A 23,684-nucleotide genomic window follows, 5' to 3' on the forward strand; every position below is an offset into this window, starting at 1 on the left:
CCTTGCTTACATATAAAGCCCGCCATTGACTTTTAAAATCTCTCCTGTGATATAAGAAGAATGATCACTTAATAAAAATGCCACAGCTTGAGCTACTTCACTAGCATCTGCAAAACGCTTTAAAGGGATATTGTTAATATAATTTTGTTTAATCTCATCACTTAAAACTTCAGTCATATCACTTTTTATAAAACCTGGGGTAATGCAGTTATATCTTATATTTCTTGCTGCACCTTCTTTAGCAAAAGATTTTGTTAGAGCTATCATACCGCCTTTACTAGCACTATAATTAGTTTGGCCTGCATTTCCCATTTCTCCAACTATAGAAGCAATATTTACAACCGCACCAAAACGCTTTTTACTCATAGTTTTTAATGCCTCTCTACAACCTAAAAAACTTGAATTTAAATTAGCATTAATCACTGAAGAAAAATCATCCATACTCATTCTAAGTGCTAATTTATCATTAGTAATACCTGCATTATTAACTAAATAACTAAGCTCACCATCACTTTCTACTATAGTTGCAATAGCGCTTGTAAATTCTTCTTCAACACTTGCATCAAATTTAATCACAGCCGCACAACCACCACTTTTTTCTATCTCTTCTTTTAGTGCATCAGCAAGTTCAGGCTTACTTCTATAATTAATCCAAACTTTTAAGCCATAACTTGCTAATTCTTTGGCTATTGCTGCACCTATACCTTTACTTGCACCTGTTATTAAAACATTTTTTCCACTAAATTTCATTGTTCTCCTTTAAATTAAAATAAAGCCTCATCCATTTCTTTTGGGATAGGTAAGTTTAAAATTTTAAGCACACTTGGTGCTATATTACTAAGCCCCATGCCTTCTTTAAGCTTTTCTACTCCTTTAGCTTCGACAAAAGCAAAAACATCAAAGGTTGTGTGATTAGTGAGCATATTTTCTTTTTCATCCCTCATCGCTTCACAGTTTCCATGATCTGAAGTAATAATAAAAGCATAATCATGCTCTCTTGCTTTAGCAATAACCCTACCTAAACACTCATCTACACATTCAACCGCACTAATCGCAGCTTCAAAATCACCCGTATGTCCTACCATATCACCATTTGCAAAATTTACTACGATAAAATCCATACCACTTTCTATACCCTTAAGCACCTCATCTGTGACTTCTTTAGCACTCATTTGAGGTTTTTCATCGTATGTTTTTATTTTAGGACTTGGAATTAAAATTCTTGTTTCATTACATTCTAATTCTTCTTTTCCCCCATTAAAGAAAAAGGTTACATGAGCATATTTTTCTGTTTCAGCTGTGTGAAGTTGGCTTAAATTTGCATTAGCTATCACAGAAGCTAAAGTATTATTTAACTCTTCTTTTTCAAACATCACAGGTAGTTTAAAACTCTCATCATACAAACTCATAGTAATGGCATTTTTTATAAGCACTTCTTTTGGAAATTCATTAAAACTTTCTTGGGTTAAAGAAGCGACTAATTGACGCATTCTATCATTTCTAAAATTGATAAAAATCACACCATCTTCAGCCTTAATTCCATCAAAGCTTTGACTAATAACTGGGGTTAAAAACTCATCCGTGATATTTTCATCATAGTTTTTTTGTATAAATTGCATAAAATCATCACACTTTGGTGCCTTAGCAAATAAAGTATCATAATAAGACTTAACCCTATCATAGCGCTTATCTCTATCCATAGCATAAAATCTTCCCGATAAAGAAGCAAAATTAACCCCTTCTTTTTCGCAAAATTCCTGTAAAGATTTTATAAATTCTAAACCTGAATTTGGAGGACAATCTCTACCATCACTAATTGCATGCGCAAAAACTTCTTTATTTTCTTGCCTACAAATTTTTAAAAGTGCATTAAAATGTGTATGCATAGAATGCACCCCGCCATCACTATAAAGCCCTATAATATGCACTCTTTTGCATTTTTGCAATAATTCTTTTAAAGCCTTATTGTCTTTTAAAGTGTCATTTTCTATGGCTTTATTTATCTTGACTAAATTTTGATAGATTATGCGTCCGCTACCTATACACATATGCCCTACTTCGCTATTACCCATTTGACCTTCAGGTAGGCCAACTGCCAAACCACTTGTTTTTATCAAAACATTAGGGGTATTTTCAAAAAGCTTATCATAAGTTGGCTTTTTAGCATGAAAAAAAGCATTATAGTTTGAATTTGTATTATGTCCTATACCATCTGTGATTATCAAAATACATTTTTGACTCATTTTTTACTCTTTTTTATAATTTATTTATGTGATTTTACTAAAATTATGCTTTTAAAAAAACAAATACAAGGTTAAAATTTTGCTTTATCTTACAGAATATACAAATTATATGTTTTTTTCTTATATTAGCGTGCGTGCTGGTTTTGCATTTTTTATCGCTTTGTTTTTGAGTTTGTATTTAATGCCAAAATTTATTAAATGGGCTCAAAATAAAAAAGCAAATCAACCTATTTATGAATACGCTCCACAATCACACCAAGCTAAATCTCATACCCCTACTATGGGTGGGCTTGTTTTTATCTTTGCTACTATCATAGCAAGTGTTTTAAGCGCTGATTTAAATAATAGTTTTGTAATCGTTGGATTATTATGTTTAGTACTATTTTGTACTATAGGCTTAGTTGATGATTTGGGGAAAATTTTAAAAAAAGACAATCACGCAGGATTAAGTCCAAAAATGAAACTTCTAGGGCAATTTAGTGCTGCTTTTATCTGTGTTGGATTATTGTATTTATTTGATATAAATACTGAATTTTATTTACCTTTTTACAAACATGCTATTTTTGATGGTGGTATGTTTATGTTGTTTTTATGGATTTTAGTTATTGTATCAAGCTCTAATGCTGTAAATTTAACCGATGGGCTTGATGGTCTTGCAACTGTGCCTTCTATATTTTCTCTTTTAAGTCTTGGTGCTTTTTTGTATTTAAGTGGAAATGCTATTTATAGTTCTTATTTATTCTTACCTAAAATTCAAGGTCTAGGAGAACTTGTGGTATTAAGCGCGGCTTTAGTTGGTGCGCTTATGGGATTTTTGTGGTATAACTGCTATCCTGCACAAGTTTTTATGGGAGATAGTGGGAGTTTAAGCATAGGGGCGTTTTTAGGCTATCTTGGTATAGTAAGTAAAAATGAAATTTTGCTTTTGCTTATAGGTTTTGTATTTGTTTTAGAAACTATTTCAGTGATTTTACAAGTAGGAAGTTTTAAAATCTTTAATAAAAGAGTATTTAAAATGGCACCTATTCATCATCATTTTGAAAAAATAGGTTGGGTGGAAAATAAAATCATCGTGCGTTTTTGGATGATAGCCTTACTTGCAAATATCATTGCATTAATTAGTATAAAGTTAAGATAATGAAAATTTCACTTTTTGGATACGGAAAAACAACTAAAGCTTTTGCGCAGCGTTTTGGAAATTGCGATATTTATGATGATCATTTTGCAAGTATAAGTAAAGATGAATTTAACAATACACTTTTACCGCCTTGTGAATTTAATCCTTTAAAAAGTGACTTAGAAATTCCAAGTCCTGGCTTTCCAAATGATCATTCTCTCATACGGCAAGCAAAAAATTTAAGCAGTGAGTATGATTTTTTTTATGATGGCATGCCAAAAAGTGTTTGGATAAGCGGAACAAATGGCAAAACCACCACCACCCAAATGACACATCATCTTTTAAAACACATCAATGCACAAATGGGAGCAAACATAGGAACTCCTTTAGTACAAATGGATATTAGTGCTAAATTATGGATTTTAGAAAGTTCATCTTTTTCGCTTTTTTACACCAAAGTAGCTAAACCTGAAATTTATGCACTTTTACCTATCACACCTGATCATCTTTCTTGGCATAAAAGCTTTGAAAACTACGAGCAAGCAAAGCTTAGCGTGCTTGAAAGAATGAATGAAAATGATGTGGTAATTTTACCTAAAAAGTATGAGGCTTATCCAACCCATGCTTATGTTATAAGCTATGAAGATGAGCAAGATTTAGCTAAAAAAATGCAAATTGATTTAGAAAAAATTCATTTTAAAACCCCTTTTTTGCTTGATGCTCTTATTGCCTTAAGTATAGAAAAAATCATACTAGATCGTTGCTCTTATGAGCTTTTAAATGAGTTTAAAATAGAAAAAAATAAACTTGAAGAAATATTTGATCATAAAAATAGACTTTGGGTAAATGATACTAAAGCGACTAATCTTGATGCTAGTTTAGCTGCTCTTAAACGCTATAAGGATAAAAAAATTCATCTTATCATAGGTGGGGATGATAAGGGAGTGAATTTAAGTGCTTTATTTGCTTTTATGAAAGAGCTTGATATAGAGCTTTATGCCATAGGAAAAAGCACCAATAAAATACTTGATTATGCTAAAAATGCTAATTTAAAAGCACATTTTTGTGAGTTTTTACCTAAAGCGGTAGAAAAAATCAATCAAAACTTAACTAATGATGAAGTAGCCCTACTAAGCCCTGCTTGTGCAAGCTTAGATCAGTTTAAATCTTATGAAGAAAGAGGAGAGCTTTTTAAAAAATGTATTCAAGAATTAAGCTAAATCTTTTTGAATGCAAAATTTTAAAAACTCACATAAATTTATAAATTTATTGCTTGGTTCTTTATTTTTATGATAAATCAAGCAAAGCTCTCTTGAAATTTTAAAATTTTTTAATCTTACTTCAAATAAACTTTTAGCTTCAAGCTCTTCTTTAACACTAAATTTAGGTAAAACTGCTAAAAATTTACCTTTTTTAACCAACTCTTTTATCATAGCAGTTGAGTTTAACTCATAAACCAAATTAAGCTTTACATCTTTAGGTAAAGCATTTAAAAACACTTCTTTTGCACCTGAACCTTGCTCGCGACTTAGCCATTTAAAATCCTTTAATTCATCTATGAAAAATTCTTTTTTCAAGTCATTTTTACTCACTACAATAAGCTCATCATCACAAATTTTAATCTTTTTTATATCCTTATCTTTGCAAATTCCTTCAATCAAACCTATATCTATTTCTTTATCTAAAATATCTTTGATAATATTTTGACTATTATCCAAAGACAAATTTAACTTGATATTTTCTGCCTTTTGATCTAAAAAAGTTCCTAGTAAATAAGTGCCTACATTTTGACTAACTTTCATACTTATTTCATAGCTTTGATCATCTTGCATTGCTTTTTCTATGCGTTCAAATTCTAAAATCAAAGGAGTGATTTGTTTTAAAAACACTTTTCCTTTTTCATTTAAACTTAAAAATTTAGCATTTCTATCAAAAAGCTTGGTGTTTAAACTTTTTTCAAGTTCAAATATAGCTAAAGACAAAGCAGATTGAGTTATATTTAATTCTTTAGCACAAGCTCTTAAATTTAAATTTCTACACAAGGCTTGAAAATATTTTATTTGTTTAAAAGTCATAAGCACTCTTTTGATAAATATTTTTAATCATTATATCAAATAAAATTAATTTTACTTATCACAAAAAAATCATTAAGATTACAAAAAACAAAAAAAGGAAAAATTCATGCATAAAAATATATATAAACATAGAAAATTTGAAGCTTTTTTACTGCTTTTTACTCTTGCTTTTTGTGCTTTTGCTATTTCTGAGCTTAATTTTTTTAAAAATCTTGGAATTTCAGCTTTAATCATAGCCGTGATTTTAGGAGCTTTAATAGGAAATTTAGCTCATCAAAATGCAAATTTACTCAAAAAATCAGGAGTTTTAGGCATAGCAACAAAAGAAATTTTAAGACTTGGAATTATACTTTATGGTTTTAGAATTACTTTTAATGATTTAGAAAAAGTTGGATTAAATGGGATTTTGCTAGCATTTTTAGTGGTATTTTCTACCTTTTTTATAGGGCTTTTGTTAGGAAAATTATTCAAACTTGATCTTAAAGAAAGCATACTTATAAGTAGTGGCTCAAGCATTTGTGGAGCAGCTGCTGTGATGGCTAGTGAAAGCATTGTTAAAGGTGGCTCTGCTAAAGTTGGCGTAGCAGTTTGCACTGTGGTTGTGTTTGGAACTTTAGGGATGTTTTTATATCCTTTGGCTTGGAATTTAGGTTGGTTTGATTTTTTTAATTTAAAGCAAATGGGGTATTTCATGGGAGCAAGCTTGCATGAAGTTGCACATGCTGTTGCAGCAGGTGAAGCTGTAAAAGCAGGAGATGGTGCTGTCATAGAAAAAATGATGCGTGTTTTAATGCTAGTGCCTTTTTTGATTTTCTTAAGTCTTTTTTCATTGAAATTTCTAAGTAAAAATAATGAAAAAATCTCCATTAAAGCAAATATTCCTTATTTTGCTTTGTGGTTTTTATTTGCATGTGGTATTAGCTCACTTGAAATATTAAATACAGATTTTGCGCTTAACTATATAAAACCAAGCATACAAACTATAGACACACTTTTGCTTTCTATGGCTATGGTAGCTTTAGGAGTAAATATCCATAAAAATGTTTTAAAAAATGCAGGTTTTAAACCATTTTTAATGGCATTTTTTCTTTTTATATGGTTAATCTTTATATCAATTAGTTTTATTTTATTATTAAATTTATAAATACATGAAAATTCTTCATGTATTTATTTTATAATCTTTAATCAAAATAAATTAATGTTAGCGAATCAACAATAAAGGTTTTTTAGCCTTAGTTAAAATATCATTTGTCAAACTACCAAATAAAATACTTTTTAACCAATGATGTGAATAAGCTCCCATGATCAATAAATCTATATCATTTTGCTCACCAAAATCAAATAAAGCTTGAGTAATCTCTCCATTTAAATATTGAGTTTGCACATTTAAATTTGCTTCTTTAAAAATTTGACTTACTTGAGCTAATAATTCACAAGAAGCTTTTTCATCTTTAGATACATTTACTACATAACGCTTTGCTTCTTTAAAAATAGGTCTTTTAATGGCTTGTTCTATAGCCTTTTTAGCTAAATTACTCCCATCATAAGCCATCATCACACTTTTAATCTCTTTAAAAGCAGAATTTACAAGCAAAATAGGCACATTTAAAGCTCTTACTAATTCTTCTGTATGAATACCTATTTTATTTTTCTTACCCCCGCCTTTTAAACCTGCTATGGCTAATCTTATTTGATCATTATATTCTTTTAAAACCTCTTCTAAGTCTCCATCTCTTTGCACACTAAAGCATTCTTTTACGCCTTGTTCTTTTGCATAAGCACAAAATTCTTCTAAAATTCTTTGCCCTTTTTTGCAAAGATTTTCATTTTTTTGGCTTTGCTCTTCTACTAAATCTTCAATCACACACCCACTAGCACCTATGCCAAAACTACAAGCTAATTCAGCATTAGTAAAATTTGGCTCTATAGTATATAAAAACATTAAAGGTAAATCTAGCTTTTTGGCTAAATACACCCCATAATGCAAACTTTCCCTACAAGGCTCTAAAACATCTACACAAACTAGAATTTTTTCCATTTAATATCCTTTTGTAGTATCAATCTTGCGCTTTTTGCGCTATTAAAACACCTTCTATGATTTTTTTAATATCCCCATCTAAGATATTATCAACCTGTGAAAAAGCTTCATTTGAGCGTGTATCTTTAACTTGTTGATAAGGAAAAAGTACATAAGAACGGATTTGATGACCCCAACCTATCTCACTTTTTTCACTTGAATTTGCTTCATCTTGTTGTTTCATAAGCTCAAGCTCATAAAGGCGTGATTTTAACATTTTAAAGGCTGTGGCTTTGTTTTTGTGTTGGCTTCTATCGTTTTGACATTGCACTACTATACCACTTGGCATATGAGTTATGCGCACTGCTGATTCAGTTTTATTAACATGCTGTCCACCCGCTCCGCTTGCTCTATAATAATCAATCCTTATATCTTTTTCTTCAATTTCTATTTCAATATCATCATCAAGTTCAGGTGAAACCATCACACTAGAAAAACTCGTATGGCGACGCCCTGCACTATCAAATGGAGAAGTTCTTACTAAACGATGAATGCCATTTTCAGCTTTTAAATACCCATAAGCATTTTCACCTTTTACTAAAAAGCTAACATCTTTAAGCCCTGCTTCTTCGCCTTCTTGAAAGTCAAGTGTTTCCACTTTAAAACCTTCTCTTTCACAAAATCTCAAATACATCCTATAAAGCATACTAGCCCAGTCATTACTCTCCGTTCCACCTGCTCCTGGGTGAATGGAAACTATGGCATTTTTACCATCATTTTCCCCACTTAAAAGCATAGAAATTTCAAGATTTACAATAAGATCTTCTAGCTTGTTTGCATCTTCAAATAAAGCTTCTATGGTGTCTAAATCATTTTCACTATTGGCAAGATCAAAAAGCTCGCTTGCATCATTTAAAGCATTATTTGCATTTTCATAATTTTTAAGTAAATTTGAAATTTTAGTTTTTTCTTTACCTATAACGCCTGCTTGTTTTACATCACTCCAAAAAGAAGGGGAATTTTCTAAATTTTCTATTTCTTTTAATCTTGCTTTTATCTCTTCAGGCTTAATGATAGAAGCGATATTTCCAACTTTGTTTTTTAATTTTTTTAAAAGTTCGCTGTATTCGTAATTATCCATAAAAATTTTCTTTCTAATTTTGATATAATTTAATCTTATAATTTTAGCAAAAAATAAAACATTTAAAGTGAGAAATATGCCAAAACTTTTTTTAATGTCTTTAGGTTGTAATAAAAATTTAGTTGATAGTGAAATCATGCTTGGAAGATTAAGTGATTATGAAATTTGTGATGAGCCAAGCTTAGCTGATGTTTTGATTGTAAATACCTGTGGTTTTATAGATAGTGCTAAAAAAGAAAGCATAAATGCGATTTTAGACTTACACGAGCAAAGAAAAAAGGACTCGTTGCTGGTTGTAACAGGATGTTTAATGCAGCGCTACCGCGAAGAATTAATGAAAGAACTACCTGAAGTTGATCTTTTTACCGGTGTGGGAGATTATGAAAAAATTGATGAAATGATACTTAAAAAAACTAATCTATTTTCAAATTCTACTTACTTACAAGATAAAAATACCAATCGTGTGATCACAGGATCAAACTATCATGCTTTTATCAAAATAGCTGAAGGGTGCAATCAAAAATGTTCATTTTGCGCTATACCAAGTTTTAAAGGCAAACTTAAATCAAGAAGCTTAGAAAGTATTATAAATGAAGTAAAAGAACTTGTTAAAAAAGGCTATAAAGATTTTTCTTTTATTGCTCAAGATACAAGCTCGTATTTGTTTGATCAAGGTCAAAAAGATGGACTTTTAAAGCTTATTGAAGCTATAGAAAATATCCAAGGTGTAAAGGCTGCTAGAATTTTATATCTATATCCAACAAGCATTAGTAAAGAAGTGATAGAAAAAATCATTCAGTCAAAAGTTTTTGTAAATTATTTTGATATGCCTTTGCAGCACATCAGTGATAATATGCTTAAAATCATGAAACGCGGAGCTAACAAAGCTAAATTAATCGAGCTTTTAAATTTAATGAAACAAGCTCCAAATTCATTTTTACGCACAGGTTTTATAGTAGGACACCCTGGAGAGAGTGATGAGGATTTTGAAGAATTATGCGCTTTTATAAAAGAATTTGGTTTTGATAGAATTAGTGTTTTTGCTTATTCTAAAGAAGAAGATACTGCAGCTTTTGACATGGAACAAATTCCTAGTAAAATCATCAATGCAAGATTAAAAGTGATAGAAAAAATCGTCGATGAATGCATAGAAAAAAGCTTTAATCAACAAGTTGGTAAAAAGACTTTAGCATTTTGTGAAGGTCAAAGCTCTGAAGGAGAATTTTTCATCGGTGCAAAAGATTTGCGTTGGGATAGAAATATAGATGGAGAAATTCTCATCAATGAAAGTGATTGTGGCGATTTAGAAATGGGTGAGCTTTATGAGTGTGAAATCACACAAAGTTTAGATAAAAAACTCATTGCAAAAGCCTTAAGAAAGTTTAATGATTGATAGCAAATATTTAAATCATTTAAAGCAAGGGAAAAATCTTTTAGCATTTTCACATGGGAGTGATTCTAGTGCTTTATTTTTCATACTTTTAGAAAAAAATGTAGATTTTGACCTTGCTTTTATAAACTACAAAACTCGCAAAAATAGCGATAAAGAAGAGCAAAGTGCCAAAGAATTAGCCAAGCATTTTCATAAAAAAATTTACATCAAAACTGCACCCAAGATAACAAAAAATTTCGAAGCCCATGCAAGAGCTTTGCGTTATGAATTTTTTGAAGAACTTTGCAAAAACCACTCTTATGATAATCTTTTACTAGCTCATCATTTAAATGATAAACTAGAATGGTTTTTAATGCAATTTTCCAAAGGCGCAGGACTTAGAGAATTACTTGGTTTTAAAGATATTGAAAAAAGAAAATATTTTACTATCATAAGACCCTTGCTTGAAATTCCAAAAGAAGAAATTTCAAACTACCTAAAAGACAACAATATCGCTTATTTTCATGATGAGAGTAATGACAATGAAAAATATTTTAGAAATTTCATACGCAAAAAATTTGCTAATGAGTTTTTAAAGCTTTATCCAAATGGAGTAAAAAAGAGCTTTAAATACCTAGAAAAAGACTTAAAAGAAGAAAATATTTGTGAATTTAAAAATATTTACATTACTCATAAAGATGAAAGTTTAATCGCAAAATGCTTTAAAAAACTTGGAATACTTTTAAGTGCTAAACAAAGACAAGAAGCTTTAAAAGGCGATGGAGTAATTTCGCATAAAATAGGCATTGTTTACATACAAGAAAAAGTTTTGATTTTTCCTTTTGTAAGTTGTGAGAAAATGCCAAAAGAATTTAAAGAAATTTATAGAAAAGCAAAAATCCCTAAACTCTTAAGAGCATATTTATACACAAAAAATATTGATGTAAAAGAACTTATGCAAGCTCTTTTATGATTTCTTCAAAAAGTTCTTTTACTCTTGTTTCTAAAAAGTCTTTAAATTCAGCACTTGTAGCTTCAGCACGCATGATAAGATATGGACTTGTATTAGAAGCACGCAAAAGCGCCCAGCCTTCTTTAAAGGTAATTCTAACTCCGTCAATTTTATTACAATCAAGCACATTTTCAAAAGCATTTGCTTTTACTTTTTCTTTAAATTTTTCTATGATTTGAAATTTATTTTCCTCACTAACCTTAAGCTTGATCTCTTCACTTGCATAAAGTTTTGGTAATTCTTTAACTAATTTTTCTATATCAAAACCATTTACCAAAAGCTCTAAGGTTCTTAAAAATGCATAAATTCCATCATCATAACCAAAATATCTATCTTTAAAGAAAATATGCCCACTAAGCTCTGCTGCTATGTCGATATTTTGCTCTTTCATCATTTTTTTAATATTAGAATGTCCAGTCTTACCCATCATGATAAAACCAAATTTAGCTACCTCATCAAAAAGGTTTTTAGAGCATTTTACTTCACCTAAAACTCTAGGATTTTTTATATTTTTAGCAAACAAATAGCAAAGCTCATCGCCCTTAAATACATAGTCTTTACTTGCTACTACTAAACGATCCCCATCTCCGTCAAAAGCAAAGCCCATTTTTGCATTTTCATTTTCTTTTAGCGCAACTTGCAATGCGTGTAAATTTTCAAGCTCTGTTGGATCAGGCGCGTGATTTGGGAAATTTCCATCAGGATTTTCAAATAAAATTTGCGCATTAAGATTTAATTTTTCCACCAAAGGCTTTATAATCACTCCAGTAGCTCCATTTGCACAATCAATAATGATTTTTTCTTTATAGCCCTTAAGATGTGAAAAATGTTTAGCTAAAAAGTCTATGTATAAGCTTTTAATATCATAATTTTCATATCTTAAATCATCATTGATTTCAAGTTCTAAACACTCTTGCACTTTTAAAGAAAGCTTTTTCAAATCAGCACCAAAAAAACTTTCTTTATTAATCGTTATTTTAAAGCCATTGTATTCTTTTGGATTATGCGAACCTGTTATCATGATGTTTGCATCAAAAATATCATCAAAAAACAAGCTAAAATACCCCATAGGAGTTGGTGCTAAGCCTATATTGAAAACTTGCATATTAGCTTTATTTAAACCGCTGATTAAATAGTTAAAAAGTTCATTTGCACTATATCTTGCATCATAGCCTACGCTTACTTTCTCACAACCCCTTGATTTCATTTCTAAACCCAAAGCATAGCCTATGGCTTTTACACTTTTTTCATTTAACTCACTTGGGTAAAGCCCTCTTATATCATACTCTCTAAAAATCAAATCTAACATTTTAATCCTTTTGTCTTCTAAGTTCTAATTTTGCTTGTTTTAAACTTTCTTCTATGTTTTCATTTTTGCTTGATAAACAAAGTTTAATTTCTAACTTTACATTCTGTTCTTTAAATTCAAAACAATATTTTTGCATAAAATTTTCAAGCATTTGAAGCTTGCTTTGCACAAAGGCTATATTTTCATTTTCAAATACAATAATAAAATAATCCTTATCATCTTTAAAAACCCTAGCATGTAAAGCTTTTTTTAAAATCCTAGCAAATTCATGCATTATAAACTCGCCCATTTTTGAGTCTTTTTGATGATAAATTTCATTGATATTTTTTACTTCAATCAAGGCTAAATGAAAATTTTCAAGTCCTTGGGCATATCTTCTTAAGGCCTTTAAATTTGGCAAATTGGTTAAAGTGTCAAAAAAGGCTATTTTATAAGCTTTATACACTAAAAATCCTATCAACACCAAAGAAGCAAATTCATAATAACCCAAATCAACACTATTGTAAAATAAAAATTGCACGCTCAAGCCCATATAAGCAAGTAAAAAATAAAAATCATTATTTTTAAAATATGAAAATAATAAAAATATCATTCCTACCCAAAACACACAAAAGCTTAACTCACTAATAGGCTTAAAAAATTGCGTTGAAAGGCCAAAAATTTCACTTGTAATGCTTGCATTAAAATTAGTACTTGTGCTAAGTATTAACGCTACAAAACCCATAAAGGCTAAATACGCAAATTTAATAAAATTAATTCTTTCAAAAACAAGCTTACTATCTTGCAAAAACACAAAAAGCACAAAAGAAAAAGGTAAAAATACCGAAATAAACAAATGCGCTTGATATTCACTTGCCACTAAAGATAAAGCCCTAGCGCATAAAATCAACAAAAGCAAGAAAAAAATCTTATTTTGCTTAAAAAAATAAGCTAAAAATAAAGCTAAAAATTCCAAAACAAAACTAAAAGAAGGTAAAAAAGATAATAAAACTAAACTCAATCAAATAACCTTAATTTAAAAATAATTTTAAAAATTATACAACAATTTTGAATTATTTTTTTAATACATATTATAAGTAAAATAAAAATAGAAATTAAAATAAATATGCCTGAAATATGCTTAGTAAAAAATAATGTAATTTATCTTAGATAGTTAAATTTCAAAGCAACAAATGATAACACGAAAAAACTTTTAAAATAAAACTTTATGAAATTAAAAAGCTAATAAATATATTAAAATCATTAAATTGTTTTTATTTAAATTTTGCAATTTCATCTTGTATGGTTTGATTTATCTCAAGTAGCTCTTCATAATTTTTTTTATTTTTTTCCAAAAGTTCATCAAATTTAAAGCCAAGCATAACGATGCGATATAAATTAGGTTTGTATTTTCTCCAATTATACAAAGTGCTAACATCAATATCTAATTCATATGCCATATCGCGTTTGCTCTTTTTTGCCATAAGCTACCCTAAATTTTTAAATACTTATGGGCTGATTTTACATTAAAAATTCTTTATTAAAAACAATTGAAATATTCTATGTTTTATTTAATTAATATTGATTATTTCAATATTAATTAAGCTAAATTGTGGAATAATTCAAGTTATCTTAAGTTAAGGAGCGAAAGAATGGATGCTACGAGTTTATTTTTATCAATAAAAAATAAATTACCAAAAGAATATGGATCTTTTAGAAAAAGAATAAGTCGAGGATATAAATATTCTGATCCTATTATGTCAAATGAAGATTTAAAAAAGAAATTTGAAACTTTAAGTTCTGATAAGTTGGATAAAGTATATACAAGACTTCAATACACCAAGCTCAAAAACCCAACTCTAGTCTTTTGGGTTTATAATTTTTTACTAGGTGGTTTTGGTGTTGCAAGATTTTATATAGGTCAAATTGGGTGGGGAATTTTTAGATTAGTTTTAACTTTGCTTGCTATGATAATTGGCTTTATTGCTGATTCCTCATATGATTCATTTTGGATAGCTACTTCAAATATAATCAATTATGGTAATTTTGGTATTTGGTTTATAGATTTGTTTATAGTTGGCGTATTGCTTAGAAATCAAAATCTTGAAAAAATTAACTTAATTATAGACGATATAAAATCTTAGTATATTTGTGGAAGAAAATATTCTCAATTTTTACTTATTTAAGGAGATAAAATGAATGAAAAACACGCACCTTTTGAAACAGAACCCACTTTGATTTATGAGAAAAATACTTTTAAAATTGTCGCTGGAAAAACATATACAAATAAAGATGAAAAATTTTGCATAGGTTTAAAATCAAATGATTTTCCTAAAAATTCTTATCTTATATTTCCGCCACAGCTTAGCTTAAATTTATTAAAAAATCTTTTAAGCCAAGATGGGGCTAATAATAGTGAAATTATCAAGTTTATTAAAATAATAACCAAATAAGCAATGAAAAATATTTTATTAAGTTTCATAATGGTTTTGTTATTTACAGGATGTTTTAATAATAAGCCAAAATGCGATGATGAGGTTGTTCAGCTTACATTAAAAAGTATTTTAGATGATGATGAGTGGGTTTATATTGAGTATGGGCTAAGTGAGCAGTCTTTAAAGGCCTTAAAAATAAGCTTAAATGGCATGGATATAAGGGATTTAGAGGCTATATTATCTACCGATACCATTGGAATTTTAAGAGCTCATTTAAAACCTATATTTGACTTAAAAGATTATGCTAATGAAGTGGGTTATACTTCTTTTAGTAGTTTTATAACTCAAGATAGTAATGATAAAAAAACAAGTTTTTGTAGAGCTAGTTTGAAATTAACTTACCCACAAATGCCAGATGATATGAGAGAAAATTATGCAAGAGGCACTTTAAAAGGAATTATATTTGATGGGGGAGAGCATGAAGTACAAATTTCATATAGTGCTCAATTTAGCGATGATAAAAAACAAGTTTTTGTAGAACTTTTGGATTATTAGTTTATTTTGGCAATGAAATTTTATTTTATTGCCAAGCAAAATTTATACTCAATTAATTTCAAGTCTTTTTTTGTTACAATTTCTTAAAAATTTTTATAAGTAAAAATTCTAAGGAAAATTATGGTAGAAGTAAAAAATCTCACTATGCGTTTTGCAAACCAACTTTTATTTGAAGATGTAAATTTAAAATTAAACCGTGGTGAAAGATATGGACTTATAGGTGCAAATGGCGCAGGAAAATCAACCTTTTTAAAAATTCTCTCAGGTGAAATAGAATCAAGCAGTGGAGAAATTTGCATAGATCCAAATTTAAAAATCGCAGTGTTAGGACAAGATCAATTTGCTTTTGAAAACTACACTATCAAAGATGCGGTAATGTGTGCAAATAAAAGATTATATGATGCACTAAAAGAAAAAGAAAAACTTTATATGAGTGAAGAATTTACTGATGAAATCAATGATAGATTAAGCGAGCTTGAAATCATAACAGCAGAAGAAGATCCAAACTATGATTGCGAACTTAGATGTGAAAAAATTCTTAGCTCTTTAAATATTAAAGATTTTAATGCTCTCATGAGTACTTTACAAAGTGCGGATAAATTTAAAGTTTTATTAGCTCAAGTATTATTTTTAGGTGCTGATGTATTATTTTTAGATGAACCTACAAACAACCTTGACTTAGAAGCTATTTCTTGGCTTGAAAATGAACTTTTAAGACATGAGGGAACTTTAGTAGTAATTAGCCATGATAGACATTTTCTAAATAAAGTTTGTACAAGAATTTTAGATGTGGATTTTAAACAAATACGCGATTTTGCTGGAAATTATGATGATTGGTATATGGCTTCAACCTTGCTTGCTAAACAAGCTGAACTCAAACGCGATAAAACCTTAAAAGAAAGAGAAGAATTAGAAAATTTCATACGCCGTTTTAGTGCTAATGCTTCAAAAGCCAAACAAGCTACAAGTAGAGCTAAAGCTTTAGAAAAACTTGAGCTTGAAGAGATTAAAACTTCAAGTAGGCGTGATCCTAGTATAGTTTTTAGAACAAATAGAGAAATAGGAAATGAAGTTTTAGAATTAAAAGGTATTAGCAAAGCTTATGATAAAACTTTATTTGAGAATTTAGAATTAAAATTAGAAAAAGGTGATAAAATAGCCTTAATCGGAGCAAATGGTGTTGGAAAAAGCACTTTAGCCAAAATCATTGCATCAAAATTAGAACCTGATAGTGGCCACATCCACCTTGGTGCTACCATAGAAATGGGATATTTTTCACAAGATACGACAAATTTAATCAATGAAAATTTGAAACTTTATGAATGGTTAATGAGTGAAAAATTCAAAGATTTAGATGAAATTCGCAAATGTCTTGGTAGAATGCTCTTTAGCGGAAGTGATCAAGAAAAAATGGCTTCTAGCTTAAGTGGAGGTGAAAAACACCGCTTAATGCTTTCAAGATTAATGTTAGAACGCGGAAATTTCTTGCTTTTAGATGAACCGGATAATCATTTAGATCTTGAAAGTATCATTGCATTAGGTGAAGCCTTGTATAATTTCAAAGGTTGTGTGATATGCATAAGCCACGATAGAGAGCTAATTAGTGCTTTTGCCAATCGTATATGGTTTTTAGAAGATGGGAAATTAACAGACTTTAAAGGAAGTTATGACGAATTTTTAGGAGGTTTAGAATGAATTCGTTTAAGATAAAATATGCAGCTGGTTTTGGACATTTTACTCAAAATCACAGAGGTTTTGGCCCAACTATTTATGTAGAAGAAAGTATTGATTTTCAAAGTGAAAAAGATTATTTTGACTATGTTGAATTTTATGAAAAATTCAGCAAAGAAGATGATACTTATTTTCACATTTCATTTTTAGAAGATCGCCCTTTAACTTCTCAAGAATTAGAAAGTAGAAATGCTTATAGAAAACTAAGAGATGAGCGCTGTAACAAAGCTAGAGAAGAGTTTATCAAAAACAATGAAATAGAAGCTGAATACTACCCAACTCATGGTGATTAAGGAATGATTTTTGCTTGTTTTTTCCTTGTAATATTTTGAAAGGAGAAAACATGCAAGTTAACCATGATAATTTATCGGTTAAAGAGTATGGATATGGTCAAAGTAGTGCCTATAAAAGCACTCAAGGAGCTAATGAAGACTTTATGTCTTTACTTAGTCAAAACAATAGCGAAAATTTAAACGAGCAAAGTATAAAACTTGATGAGCTTTTTTCAAAAGCCATGAGTCAAGATCAATTTAGCACAGGAATTTTTAGCTCAAATATGTCAAATATTTATAATTATCGTTTTAGAGGACAAAACGAAACTCCTATGCAAGCTAATATAGAAGAAAAACAAGAGCCCCAAAAAGATATGGTAAAAGATCTTTTAAATTCTTTATGAAAAGAAGTAAGCAAACGCTTACTTCCAAACAAGTCCGCTAAATTCAAACTCTTTTGCAAATTTTTTAAATTCCTCTTCTTCTTTTGTATTAACACTTAAAATCAATTCAACATTTTCTTGAAATTTTTTTTCATATGAAATGTTATTTTTATTTAAAAAATGCTCAAATCTTGCATAAAGATAAAAAGGAATGTTTAAACTTAAAATATTTTTAGCTTCAAATTCTAAAAGCATTGCATTTAAAATAGCTTCATTTGTAGCTTCACTATAAGCTCTTACAAGACCACCTGTACCAAGTTTAATCCCTCCAAAATAACGCACCACAATCACTGCGCAATTAATAAGCAAAGCCCCTCTTAAGACATTCAAACAAGGCGTAGCAGAAGTTCCTTTTGGCTCACCATCATCGCTTTTATCTTCTATGATTTGATCAAATTCATTTAAATACCTATAAGCATATACAAAATGCACGGCTTTTAAATGCTCATTTCTTAGCTTTTGCATTAAAGTTTGAAAATCTTCAAAAGGACATAAAAAAGACAAAAAAGTTGATTTTTTGATTTCTATTTTTGCTTGATAAATTTGATCAATAGTTTTCATTTTTTCCTTAAATTAGTTATAATATTTAAATAAAATTATAATCAAAACAACTTATAAAAATTTAAGGATAAACTATGCTTCAAACTTGTATTTTTCCTGCAGCAGGTTATGGTACTAGATTTCTACCTGCTACAAAAACTCTACCTAAAGAAATGCTACCTATACTAACTAAGCCTTTAATTCATTATGGTGTAGATGAGGCTTTAGAAGCTGGTATGGAAACCATGGGCTTTGTTACAGGGCGTGGAAAAAGAGCTTTGGAGGATTATTTTGATATTTCTTATGAACTTGAACACCAAATCGCAGGTACTAAAAAAGAATATCTTTTAAGTGAAATAAGAACACTCATAGATCGCTGCACTTTTACTTTTACAAGGCAAAATGAAATGAAAGGCTTAGGAGATGCGGTTTTAAAAGCAAAGCCTTTAGTGCAAGATGAAGCTTTTGGAGTTATTTTAGCAGATGATTTATGTGTAAATGAAGATGGGGTAAATGTCTTAGCTCAAATGGTAAAAATTTATGAAAAATACCGCTGCTCTGTTATAGCTGTGATGGAAGTTGAAGCTGATCAAGTTTCAAACTATGGGGTTATAGCAGGAAATGCTGTGGAAGAGGATTTGATCATGGTAAATTCTATGGTAGAAAAACCTGATCCAAAAGATGCTCCAAGCAACTTAGCTATCATAGGAAGATACATTCTAACGCCTGATATTTTTGGTATTTTAGAAAATACTAAAGCAGGTAAAAACGGAGAAATTCAACTAACTGATGCATTACTTTCACAAGCAACTAATAATATGGTTTTAGCTTATAAATTTAAAGGAAAAAGGTTTGATTGTGGAAGCGTAGAAGGCTTTGTTGAGGCGACAAATTATTTTTATGAGAAAAGTAAAAATGCTAAATAATACTTTATTTTTTAAAACCCAAGATTTTAAAAAAATTACCGCTTATGCAAATAGAATGAATGATGAGTTAGAAAGTGGTGATATAGGGTATTATCACTTAGTAGATACAAGCTTTGATTTAATCAAAGAAAGTAAAGAATTTATCGCAGCTAAACCTCATATAGAAAATATCGTTTTAGTGGGCATGGGTGGATCAAGTTGTGGGGTTAAAGCTTTAAAAGAGCTTTTATTTGATCAAGTAGAAGAAAAAAAACTTTTCATCATAGATAATACTTCCTCACATACTTTTACCCAAACTATGCAAAAAATAAATCCCAAAAAAACACTTTTCATCATAGCAAGCAAATCAGGTACAACTATAGAAGTGATTTCTTTATTTAAACTCATCATTGCTCATTTTGATTTTAAAAATGAAAATTTACACAAAAATTTTGTGTTTATTACTGATTTTGAGTCAAAACTTCACAAACTAGGAGAAGAATTAAACATAAAATGCTTTTTTATACCTAAAAATGTCGGTGGTAGATTTAGTGTTTTATCTGCTATTGGTATTGTTCCTTTGAGCTTTTGTGGCTATGATACTAAAGCCTTATTAGAAGGTGCAAAAGCTTGTTATGTGGATTTTTTTGAGAAAAAATGTGATCAAATTTTGCAAAAGGCTTATCATTACTGCACACATAAAAGTGCACATATTAATGTGCTTTTTTCTTATGGGGATGCTTTTAAAGGTTTTAATGAATGGTATATTCAACTAATTGCTGAAAGTCTAGGTAAAAAACAAGGCTTTAAACGCATAGGTTTAACTCCTATTGCTTTAATTGGTGCTAGAGATCAGCATAGCTTTTTACAACTTATCATGGATGGACCCAAAGATAAAACTGTTACTTTTTTAAAAATCAAAGATAGTCAAAAATCTCCTAGTATCCCAAATATAAGCTTTAATCATTTACAAAATTGTGATTTTACTAATGAAGTTAATTTACATAATCTTTTAAACGCGCAATGCGATGCAACTATGCATGCATTAATTGCTGAAAATTTAAGTGTTGATGTAATAGAACTTGAGAAATTAGATGCTTATCACTGTGGGTATTTGATGTATTATTATGAGTTATTTACTTCTGCATGTGGCATTATGCTTGGAATTAACACTTATGATCAACCTGGCGTAGAGGTGGGAAAATTAATACTCAAAAATATATTAAGTAAATAAATTTGCTTTATTGTAAAAAAAGAGTATAATGAAAATATAATAATTATTAACATTAAAATTTATTAGATAATAATAATTATTATTTAAGAATTTTATGTTATAATTTTAAAAATAAAAAAAGGAGATAACATGTCAGTAACAAAACAATTATTACAATTACAAGCAGATGCTCATCATTTATGGGTTAAATTTCATAATTATCATTGGAATGTAAAAGGTTTACAGTTTTTTTCAATTCATGAATATACAGAAAAAGCTTATGAAGAAATGGCAGAACTTTTTGATGATTGCGCTGAAAGAGTTTTACAACTTGGAGAAAAAGCTATTACTTGCCAAAAAGTTTTAATGGAAAATGCAAAAAGCCCAAAACTAGAAAATGGTAAAGATTGCTTTACTCCTGTAGAAGTTTTAGAATTTATTAGAGAAGATTATAAATATCTTTTAGCTGAATTTAAAAAATTAAATGAAGAAGCTGAAAAAGCAAGCGATACTACAACTGCAGCATTTGCTCAAGAAAATATCGCAAAATATGAAAAAGTTCTTTGGATGCTTAATTCAACTATCCAAAATACTTGCTCTATGTAAGAATTTATAATGTTTTTTGACTTACAAAGCTTTATTGCTTTAAGTCAAAAAACAAATTTAACTTCCCAAGAGAAACTACTCTTATAAAATTCCGAGTTCGCTTAAGTACTATTTTATAATTATAGTTTATAGCAACTCAATGTATTTTTAAACAAAAATATATCATTGAAAAATTATCATCACAAAATATTATTTAGATAAGTATTCAGTTCAAGCTTTTATGTAGGAATTTTCACTAAAAAAGCTAAATACTAAAAATCATTTTTACAATATCTATAGTTTAATTTAAAATCTACAACATGAGTTTTAAAATTCTTAACCCATAAGGGCTAAGAATTTAATGTAGATCTTCATTAAGTTTTACAGCTTTTTTGTTTAAAGCTGCTATCATCACTCCACTTTGAGAGTCTTGTCTAAAATGCAAGCCATTTAGCCCTGCTAATTCTAAACCTTTGTATATATCTTTGTCAAATTTAAAATCAGGATTGATTTTTTGAAGTTCTTCTTTATTTTTTAAAGCAAATTTAGTCCCTTCTAAAACAGCAATGCCTGCATCAACGATACAATTATCCCCTAAAGGAATTCCCGTAACCGAATTTGCACCCAAAAGACAAGCTTTACCAATGCTAATAGCATTACCACTTGTACCACTTAAAACACCAAGTATAGAAGCACCGCCTCCTACATCGCTACCTTCGCCCACAACAGCTGATGAACTAATACGCCCTTCTACCATACAAGCTCCAGTTGTACCTGCATTAAAATTCACATAAGCAGCCCCTGGCATTATAGTAGTACCTGCAGCTAAAACCGCCCCCATTCTTACTTTAGAACTTTCTAAAATTCTAGTATTATCCTCAGGAATAACATGAGCTAAAAATCTTGGAAATTTATCTACATAATCAATCCTTGGATACCTTCCACTCATTTTTAAATCAATCTCATTTTCTCTTAAAAAGTCCAAATCAATAGGCTTATTATCACTCCATGCAACATTTGGTAAAATCCCAAAAGCACCTGTTAAATTTAAACTCCTCAAAGGTACTTTTTTATTTGAAAGTAAGTAAAGTTTTAAATACACACTTTCTAAGCTTTTTGGTGCTTCATCTTCAAAAATACAAACAAAAGAAAAAGCATTTTCTCTAAAATTTTCCTTTGCTGCTTTGATTGCTTCTATATTTTTATGACCTTGCTCTTGTAAAAATGGCGCAAAGCATTCAAGTGCAAAGTCCAAATCCTCTTTAATCAAAGTAGCCACAAACTCACTTTCATTAAAATCAACATCAACCCCTCTTCTAAAAAAAGCTTCAAACATAACAGCTGCAGCAGCATAATTTTGCTCAAAATTAATCACACCAAAATTAGCTTGAAGTTTTTTATTAGGATCAACTTGACTTAGATCAAGTCTTGCTATAGCAAAAGCTTTAGGCTTTTTATAATTAATCCTTTGTTCGATTTGCTTGATTAAATTTAAAAATTCTTCTTTACTTTCTATTGGCATATTTTCCTCCTTATTGCGAGCACGCGCTTTTGCCATTCATTATAGGTTGAATAGCTGAATTATCTACTTTACCTTCTTGATTAACCTTTTCTATAAATTCCCAAATTTTTTCAGCAGCTTGTAAATATCTTTTTGAACTTACACTCTCAGGCATATAAAAACTTACAGGCTTACCGCTATCTCCACCTTCTCTTACACTCATTTCGATAGGAATTTGAGCTAAAACTTCACACTTATAAGCTTTTGCCATTTCTTCTGTGGTGCCTTTACCAAAGATATCATATTCTTTACCATTATCAGGACATAAAAAGCCACTCATATTTTCTATAATACCTGCAACAGGAATGTGCAATTTTTCAAACATATCTAGCGCTCTTTTGCTATCATCTAAAGACACTACTTGAGGAGTACTTACACACACACCCGCACTCACTGGTACGCTTTGAGCTAGGGTAATTTGCGCATCACCTGTTCCTGGAGGCATATCAAGCAATAATACATCAAGTTCAGGCCAAAGCACATCAGCTAAAAGTTGTTCAATCGCTTTCATGATCATAGAGCCACGCCACATTAAACCCTTGCCTTCTTCTATCAACACACCCATACTCATCATATAAACCCCATGAGATAAAATAGGACGAATTTTTTGACCTACAATTTCAGGTTTGCTTTTACTCTCACCTAGCATTCTTGGTATATTTGGTCCATAAATATCTGCGTCCAAAAGCCCTACCCTTTTACCCATTTTAGCCAAAGAAATCGCTAAATTTAAAGTTGTAGTACTTTTACCTACCCCACCTTTTCCACTTGAAATCATAAGAAAATTTTTAATTTGCGGAGCGATATTTTTACCACTTCTTGAATTGCTTTTTTCTTCAGGAATTTTTGGCTGTATGATTTCTAAATTAAGCTCTAAATTTAAATCTTTTAAAACATTTGCAATGTTTAGTCTAAGTTCTTGTGCAATTTGAGCATTAGCCGAAACGATTTCGACTACAATATGAGCTTGTTTTTCATTCAAATCAATCTTTTTTACAAAACCAAAACTTACTATATCTTTTTTAAATCCCGGATATATAACTTGTTTTAGTCTTTCTTCGATTTTTTCCTTCAATTTTTCTCCTTGTTGTTTAAAATGATTAATTCTACTAACTTAAATATAAATTTTGGCTTTTATGGTGTATAATATCGTAACATTAATAAAAAATTAAGGTGTAA

At 29.7% G+C, this 23,684-nt stretch carries 25 protein-coding genes; 14 read left to right on the plus strand and 11 right to left on the minus strand.

All coding sequences use genetic code 11. The annotated features are described in order from the left end of the window. Window positions 1-6: 6 nt before the first annotated feature. Together fabG and gpmI are read right to left on the minus strand one after the other, a co-directional pair. Entirely contained in the window at window positions 7-750 is a 744-nt protein-coding gene (fabG, locus tag L8X33_RS00825; RefSeq protein WP_220566803.1) for a 3-oxoacyl-ACP reductase FabG, read from the minus strand. Window positions 751-764: 14 nt separating this feature from the next. Further along, on the minus strand, window positions 765-2,243 hold the full coding sequence (gene gpmI, locus L8X33_RS00830) for a 2,3-bisphosphoglycerate-independent phosphoglycerate mutase (RefSeq protein ID WP_263669730.1): 1,479 nt from the start codon (window positions 2,241-2,243) through the stop codon (window positions 765-767). A 79-nt stretch (window positions 2,244-2,322) separates the two neighbouring features. Here gpmI and mraY point away from each other — a divergent pair, with 79 nt between their 5' ends. Beyond that, the gene (gene mraY / locus L8X33_RS00835; RefSeq protein WP_039625318.1) at window positions 2,323-3,381 is read left to right on the plus strand and encodes a phospho-N-acetylmuramoyl-pentapeptide-transferase; all 1,059 of its coding nucleotides are present in this window, start codon (window positions 2,323-2,325) and stop codon (window positions 3,379-3,381) included. Next, window positions 3,381-4,580 (plus strand): UDP-N-acetylmuramoyl-L-alanine--D-glutamate ligase, encoded by a 1,200-nt coding sequence (gene murD / locus L8X33_RS00840; RefSeq protein ID WP_263669731.1) that lies wholly within the window; start codon window positions 3,381-3,383, stop codon window positions 4,578-4,580. Before mraY ends, murD begins: the two co-directional genes overlap by 1 nt. On the opposite strand, the gene L8X33_RS00845 is transcribed toward murD, so the two are convergent. Further along, a complete protein-coding gene (locus L8X33_RS00845) occupies window positions 4,572-5,435 on the minus strand; it encodes a LysR family transcriptional regulator (RefSeq protein ID WP_263669732.1) in 864 nt (287 codons plus the stop codon). The two genes, murD and L8X33_RS00845, sit on opposite strands and share 9 nt — an antisense overlap. Before the next feature lie 106 nt (window positions 5,436-5,541). Here L8X33_RS00845 and L8X33_RS00850 point away from each other — a divergent pair, with 106 nt between their 5' ends. Further along, complete coding sequence (locus L8X33_RS00850; protein WP_263659430.1) at window positions 5,542-6,579, plus strand: YeiH family protein; 1,038 nt, start codon at window positions 5,542-5,544, stop codon at window positions 6,577-6,579. A gap of 57 nt (window positions 6,580-6,636) precedes the next feature. Here the strand turns inward: L8X33_RS00850 and L8X33_RS00855 are convergent, their stop codons facing one another. Both L8X33_RS00855 and prfB read right to left on the minus strand, forming a co-directional pair. Next, window positions 6,637-7,473, minus strand: coding sequence for a universal stress protein (locus tag L8X33_RS00855; protein WP_263669733.1), 837 nt, complete (start codon window positions 7,471-7,473; stop codon window positions 6,637-6,639). Window positions 7,474-7,492: 19 nt separating this feature from the next. Then, window positions 7,493-8,593, minus strand: a complete 1,101-nt coding sequence (prfB, locus tag L8X33_RS00860) for a peptide chain release factor 2 (RefSeq protein ID WP_039617474.1) — start codon at window positions 8,591-8,593, stop codon at window positions 7,493-7,495. Between the two features lie 76 nt (window positions 8,594-8,669). On the opposite strand from prfB, the gene rimO reads away from it, so the two are divergent. Both rimO and tilS read left to right on the plus strand, forming a co-directional pair. Beyond that, entirely contained in the window at window positions 8,670-9,986 is a 1,317-nt protein-coding gene (gene rimO, locus L8X33_RS00865) for a 30S ribosomal protein S12 methylthiotransferase RimO (protein ID WP_263669734.1), read from the plus strand. Further along, window positions 9,979-10,938 (plus strand): tRNA lysidine(34) synthetase TilS, encoded by a 960-nt coding sequence (gene tilS, locus L8X33_RS00870; protein ID WP_263669735.1) that lies wholly within the window; start codon window positions 9,979-9,981, stop codon window positions 10,936-10,938. Before rimO ends, tilS begins: the two co-directional genes overlap by 8 nt. Here the strand turns inward: tilS and L8X33_RS00875 are convergent. The 3 genes from L8X33_RS00875 to L8X33_RS00885 all read right to left on the minus strand — a co-directional run bounded on the left by L8X33_RS00875 (window position 10,919) and on the right by L8X33_RS00885 (window position 13,749). After that, window positions 10,919-12,286, minus strand: a complete 1,368-nt coding sequence (locus L8X33_RS00875; protein WP_263669736.1) for a phosphomannomutase/phosphoglucomutase — start codon at window positions 12,284-12,286, stop codon at window positions 10,919-10,921. The two genes, tilS and L8X33_RS00875, sit on opposite strands and share 20 nt — an antisense overlap. A gap of 1 nt (window position 12,287) precedes the next feature. Continuing rightward, window positions 12,288-13,286, minus strand: a complete 999-nt coding sequence (locus L8X33_RS00880) for a GGDEF domain-containing protein (protein ID WP_263669737.1) — start codon at window positions 13,284-13,286, stop codon at window positions 12,288-12,290. A gap of 253 nt (window positions 13,287-13,539) precedes the next feature. Next, entirely contained in the window at window positions 13,540-13,749 is a 210-nt protein-coding gene (locus L8X33_RS00885) for a hypothetical protein (RefSeq protein WP_039662706.1), read from the minus strand. A gap of 168 nt (window positions 13,750-13,917) precedes the next feature. On the opposite strand from L8X33_RS00885, the gene L8X33_RS00890 reads away from it, so the two are divergent. From L8X33_RS00890 to L8X33_RS00915, 6 genes are all read left to right on the plus strand, one after another. Further along, a complete protein-coding gene (locus L8X33_RS00890; protein ID WP_220566796.1) occupies window positions 13,918-14,409 on the plus strand; it encodes an NINE protein in 492 nt (163 codons plus the stop codon). A gap of 51 nt (window positions 14,410-14,460) precedes the next feature. After that, entirely contained in the window at window positions 14,461-14,718 is a 258-nt protein-coding gene (locus tag L8X33_RS00895) for a hypothetical protein (protein ID WP_263669738.1), read from the plus strand. Between the two features lie 30 nt (window positions 14,719-14,748). Next, window positions 14,749-15,255, plus strand: coding sequence for a hypothetical protein (locus L8X33_RS00900; protein ID WP_263660686.1), 507 nt, complete (start codon window positions 14,749-14,751; stop codon window positions 15,253-15,255). A 120-nt stretch (window positions 15,256-15,375) separates the two neighbouring features. Next, complete coding sequence (locus L8X33_RS00905) at window positions 15,376-16,950, plus strand: ABC-F family ATP-binding cassette domain-containing protein (protein ID WP_258107840.1); 1,575 nt, start codon at window positions 15,376-15,378, stop codon at window positions 16,948-16,950. Continuing rightward, entirely contained in the window at window positions 16,947-17,279 is a 333-nt protein-coding gene (locus L8X33_RS00910) for a hypothetical protein (protein ID WP_039617462.1), read from the plus strand. The genes L8X33_RS00905 and L8X33_RS00910 overlap by 4 nt, the downstream gene beginning before the upstream one ends. A gap of 50 nt (window positions 17,280-17,329) precedes the next feature. Beyond that, entirely contained in the window at window positions 17,330-17,662 is a 333-nt protein-coding gene (locus tag L8X33_RS00915; protein ID WP_039627883.1) for a hypothetical protein, read from the plus strand. 18 nt (window positions 17,663-17,680) lie between these two features. Here the strand turns inward: L8X33_RS00915 and L8X33_RS00920 are convergent, their stop codons facing one another. Next, the gene (locus L8X33_RS00920; RefSeq protein WP_263669739.1) at window positions 17,681-18,262 is read right to left on the minus strand and encodes an IMPACT family protein; all 582 of its coding nucleotides are present in this window, start codon (window positions 18,260-18,262) and stop codon (window positions 17,681-17,683) included. 74 nt (window positions 18,263-18,336) lie between these two features. On the opposite strand from L8X33_RS00920, the gene galU reads away from it, so the two are divergent. The 3 genes from galU to L8X33_RS00935 all read left to right on the plus strand — a co-directional run bounded on the left by galU (window position 18,337) and on the right by L8X33_RS00935 (window position 20,965). After that, the gene (galU, locus tag L8X33_RS00925; RefSeq protein WP_039667975.1) at window positions 18,337-19,167 is read left to right on the plus strand and encodes a UTP--glucose-1-phosphate uridylyltransferase GalU; all 831 of its coding nucleotides are present in this window, start codon (window positions 18,337-18,339) and stop codon (window positions 19,165-19,167) included. Continuing rightward, complete coding sequence (locus L8X33_RS00930) at window positions 19,157-20,380, plus strand: glucose-6-phosphate isomerase (protein WP_263666343.1); 1,224 nt, start codon at window positions 19,157-19,159, stop codon at window positions 20,378-20,380. Before galU ends, L8X33_RS00930 begins: the two co-directional genes overlap by 11 nt. Before the next feature lie 129 nt (window positions 20,381-20,509). Continuing rightward, window positions 20,510-20,965: a Dps family protein gene (locus tag L8X33_RS00935; protein ID WP_133319614.1), complete on the plus strand. Its 456-nt coding sequence runs from the start codon at window positions 20,510-20,512 to the stop codon at window positions 20,963-20,965. A 337-nt stretch (window positions 20,966-21,302) separates the two neighbouring features. Here L8X33_RS00935 and L8X33_RS00940 read toward each other — a convergent pair whose 3' ends face one another. Beyond that, complete coding sequence (locus L8X33_RS00940) at window positions 21,303-22,466, minus strand: tetrahydrodipicolinate N-succinyltransferase N-terminal domain-containing protein (RefSeq protein WP_133319615.1); 1,164 nt, start codon at window positions 22,464-22,466, stop codon at window positions 21,303-21,305. Between the two features lie 10 nt (window positions 22,467-22,476). Further along, window positions 22,477-23,580: an Mrp/NBP35 family ATP-binding protein gene (locus L8X33_RS00945; RefSeq protein ID WP_133319616.1), complete on the minus strand. Its 1,104-nt coding sequence runs from the start codon at window positions 23,578-23,580 to the stop codon at window positions 22,477-22,479. Between the last annotated feature and the right edge of the window lie 104 nt (window positions 23,581-23,684).

Source organism: Campylobacter sp. CNRCH_2014_2849 (assembly GCF_025772845.1).
Lineage (GTDB): Bacteria > Campylobacterota > Campylobacteria > Campylobacterales > Campylobacteraceae > Campylobacter_D > Campylobacter_D lari_D.

What these genes read in the sequence shown, in the direction of transcription:
- fabG (WP_220566803.1), bottom strand. Translation starts at nt 750, where the DNA reads ATGAAATTTAGTGGAAAAAATGTTTTAATAACAGGTGCAAGTAAAGGT.
- gpmI (WP_263669730.1), bottom strand. Translation starts at nt 2,243, where the DNA reads ATGAGTCAAAAATGTATTTTGATAATCACAGATGGTATAGGACATAAT.
- murD (WP_263669731.1), top strand. Translation starts at nt 3,381, where the DNA reads ATGAAAATTTCACTTTTTGGATACGGAAAAACAACTAAAGCTTTTGCG.
- L8X33_RS00845 (WP_263669732.1), bottom strand. Translation starts at nt 5,435, where the DNA reads ATGACTTTTAAACAAATAAAATATTTTCAAGCCTTGTGTAGAAATTTA.
- L8X33_RS00850 (WP_263659430.1), top strand. Translation starts at nt 5,542, where the DNA reads ATGCATAAAAATATATATAAACATAGAAAATTTGAAGCTTTTTTACTG.
- L8X33_RS00855 (WP_263669733.1), bottom strand. Translation starts at nt 7,473, where the DNA reads ATGGAAAAAATTCTAGTTTGTGTAGATGTTTTAGAGCCTTGTAGGGAA.
- prfB (WP_039617474.1), bottom strand. Translation starts at nt 8,593, where the DNA reads ATGGATAATTACGAATACAGCGAACTTTTAAAAAAATTAAAAAACAAA.
- rimO (WP_263669734.1), top strand. Translation starts at nt 8,670, where the DNA reads ATGCCAAAACTTTTTTTAATGTCTTTAGGTTGTAATAAAAATTTAGTT.
- tilS (WP_263669735.1), top strand. Translation starts at nt 9,979, where the DNA reads ATGATTGATAGCAAATATTTAAATCATTTAAAGCAAGGGAAAAATCTT.
- L8X33_RS00875 (WP_263669736.1), bottom strand. Translation starts at nt 12,286, where the DNA reads ATGTTAGATTTGATTTTTAGAGAGTATGATATAAGAGGGCTTTACCCA.
- L8X33_RS00885 (WP_039662706.1), bottom strand. Translation starts at nt 13,749, where the DNA reads ATGGCAAAAAAGAGCAAACGCGATATGGCATATGAATTAGATATTGAT.
- L8X33_RS00890 (WP_220566796.1), top strand. Translation starts at nt 13,918, where the DNA reads ATGGATGCTACGAGTTTATTTTTATCAATAAAAAATAAATTACCAAAA.
- L8X33_RS00895 (WP_263669738.1), top strand. Translation starts at nt 14,461, where the DNA reads ATGAATGAAAAACACGCACCTTTTGAAACAGAACCCACTTTGATTTAT.
- L8X33_RS00900 (WP_263660686.1), top strand. Translation starts at nt 14,749, where the DNA reads ATGGTTTTGTTATTTACAGGATGTTTTAATAATAAGCCAAAATGCGAT.
- L8X33_RS00905 (WP_258107840.1), top strand. Translation starts at nt 15,376, where the DNA reads ATGGTAGAAGTAAAAAATCTCACTATGCGTTTTGCAAACCAACTTTTA.
- L8X33_RS00910 (WP_039617462.1), top strand. Translation starts at nt 16,947, where the DNA reads ATGAATTCGTTTAAGATAAAATATGCAGCTGGTTTTGGACATTTTACT.
- L8X33_RS00915 (WP_039627883.1), top strand. Translation starts at nt 17,330, where the DNA reads ATGCAAGTTAACCATGATAATTTATCGGTTAAAGAGTATGGATATGGT.
- L8X33_RS00920 (WP_263669739.1), bottom strand. Translation starts at nt 18,262, where the DNA reads ATGAAAACTATTGATCAAATTTATCAAGCAAAAATAGAAATCAAAAAA.
- galU (WP_039667975.1), top strand. Translation starts at nt 18,337, where the DNA reads ATGCTTCAAACTTGTATTTTTCCTGCAGCAGGTTATGGTACTAGATTT.
- L8X33_RS00930 (WP_263666343.1), top strand. Translation starts at nt 19,157, where the DNA reads ATGCTAAATAATACTTTATTTTTTAAAACCCAAGATTTTAAAAAAATT.
- L8X33_RS00935 (WP_133319614.1), top strand. Translation starts at nt 20,510, where the DNA reads ATGTCAGTAACAAAACAATTATTACAATTACAAGCAGATGCTCATCAT.
- L8X33_RS00940 (WP_133319615.1), bottom strand. Translation starts at nt 22,466, where the DNA reads ATGCCAATAGAAAGTAAAGAAGAATTTTTAAATTTAATCAAGCAAATC.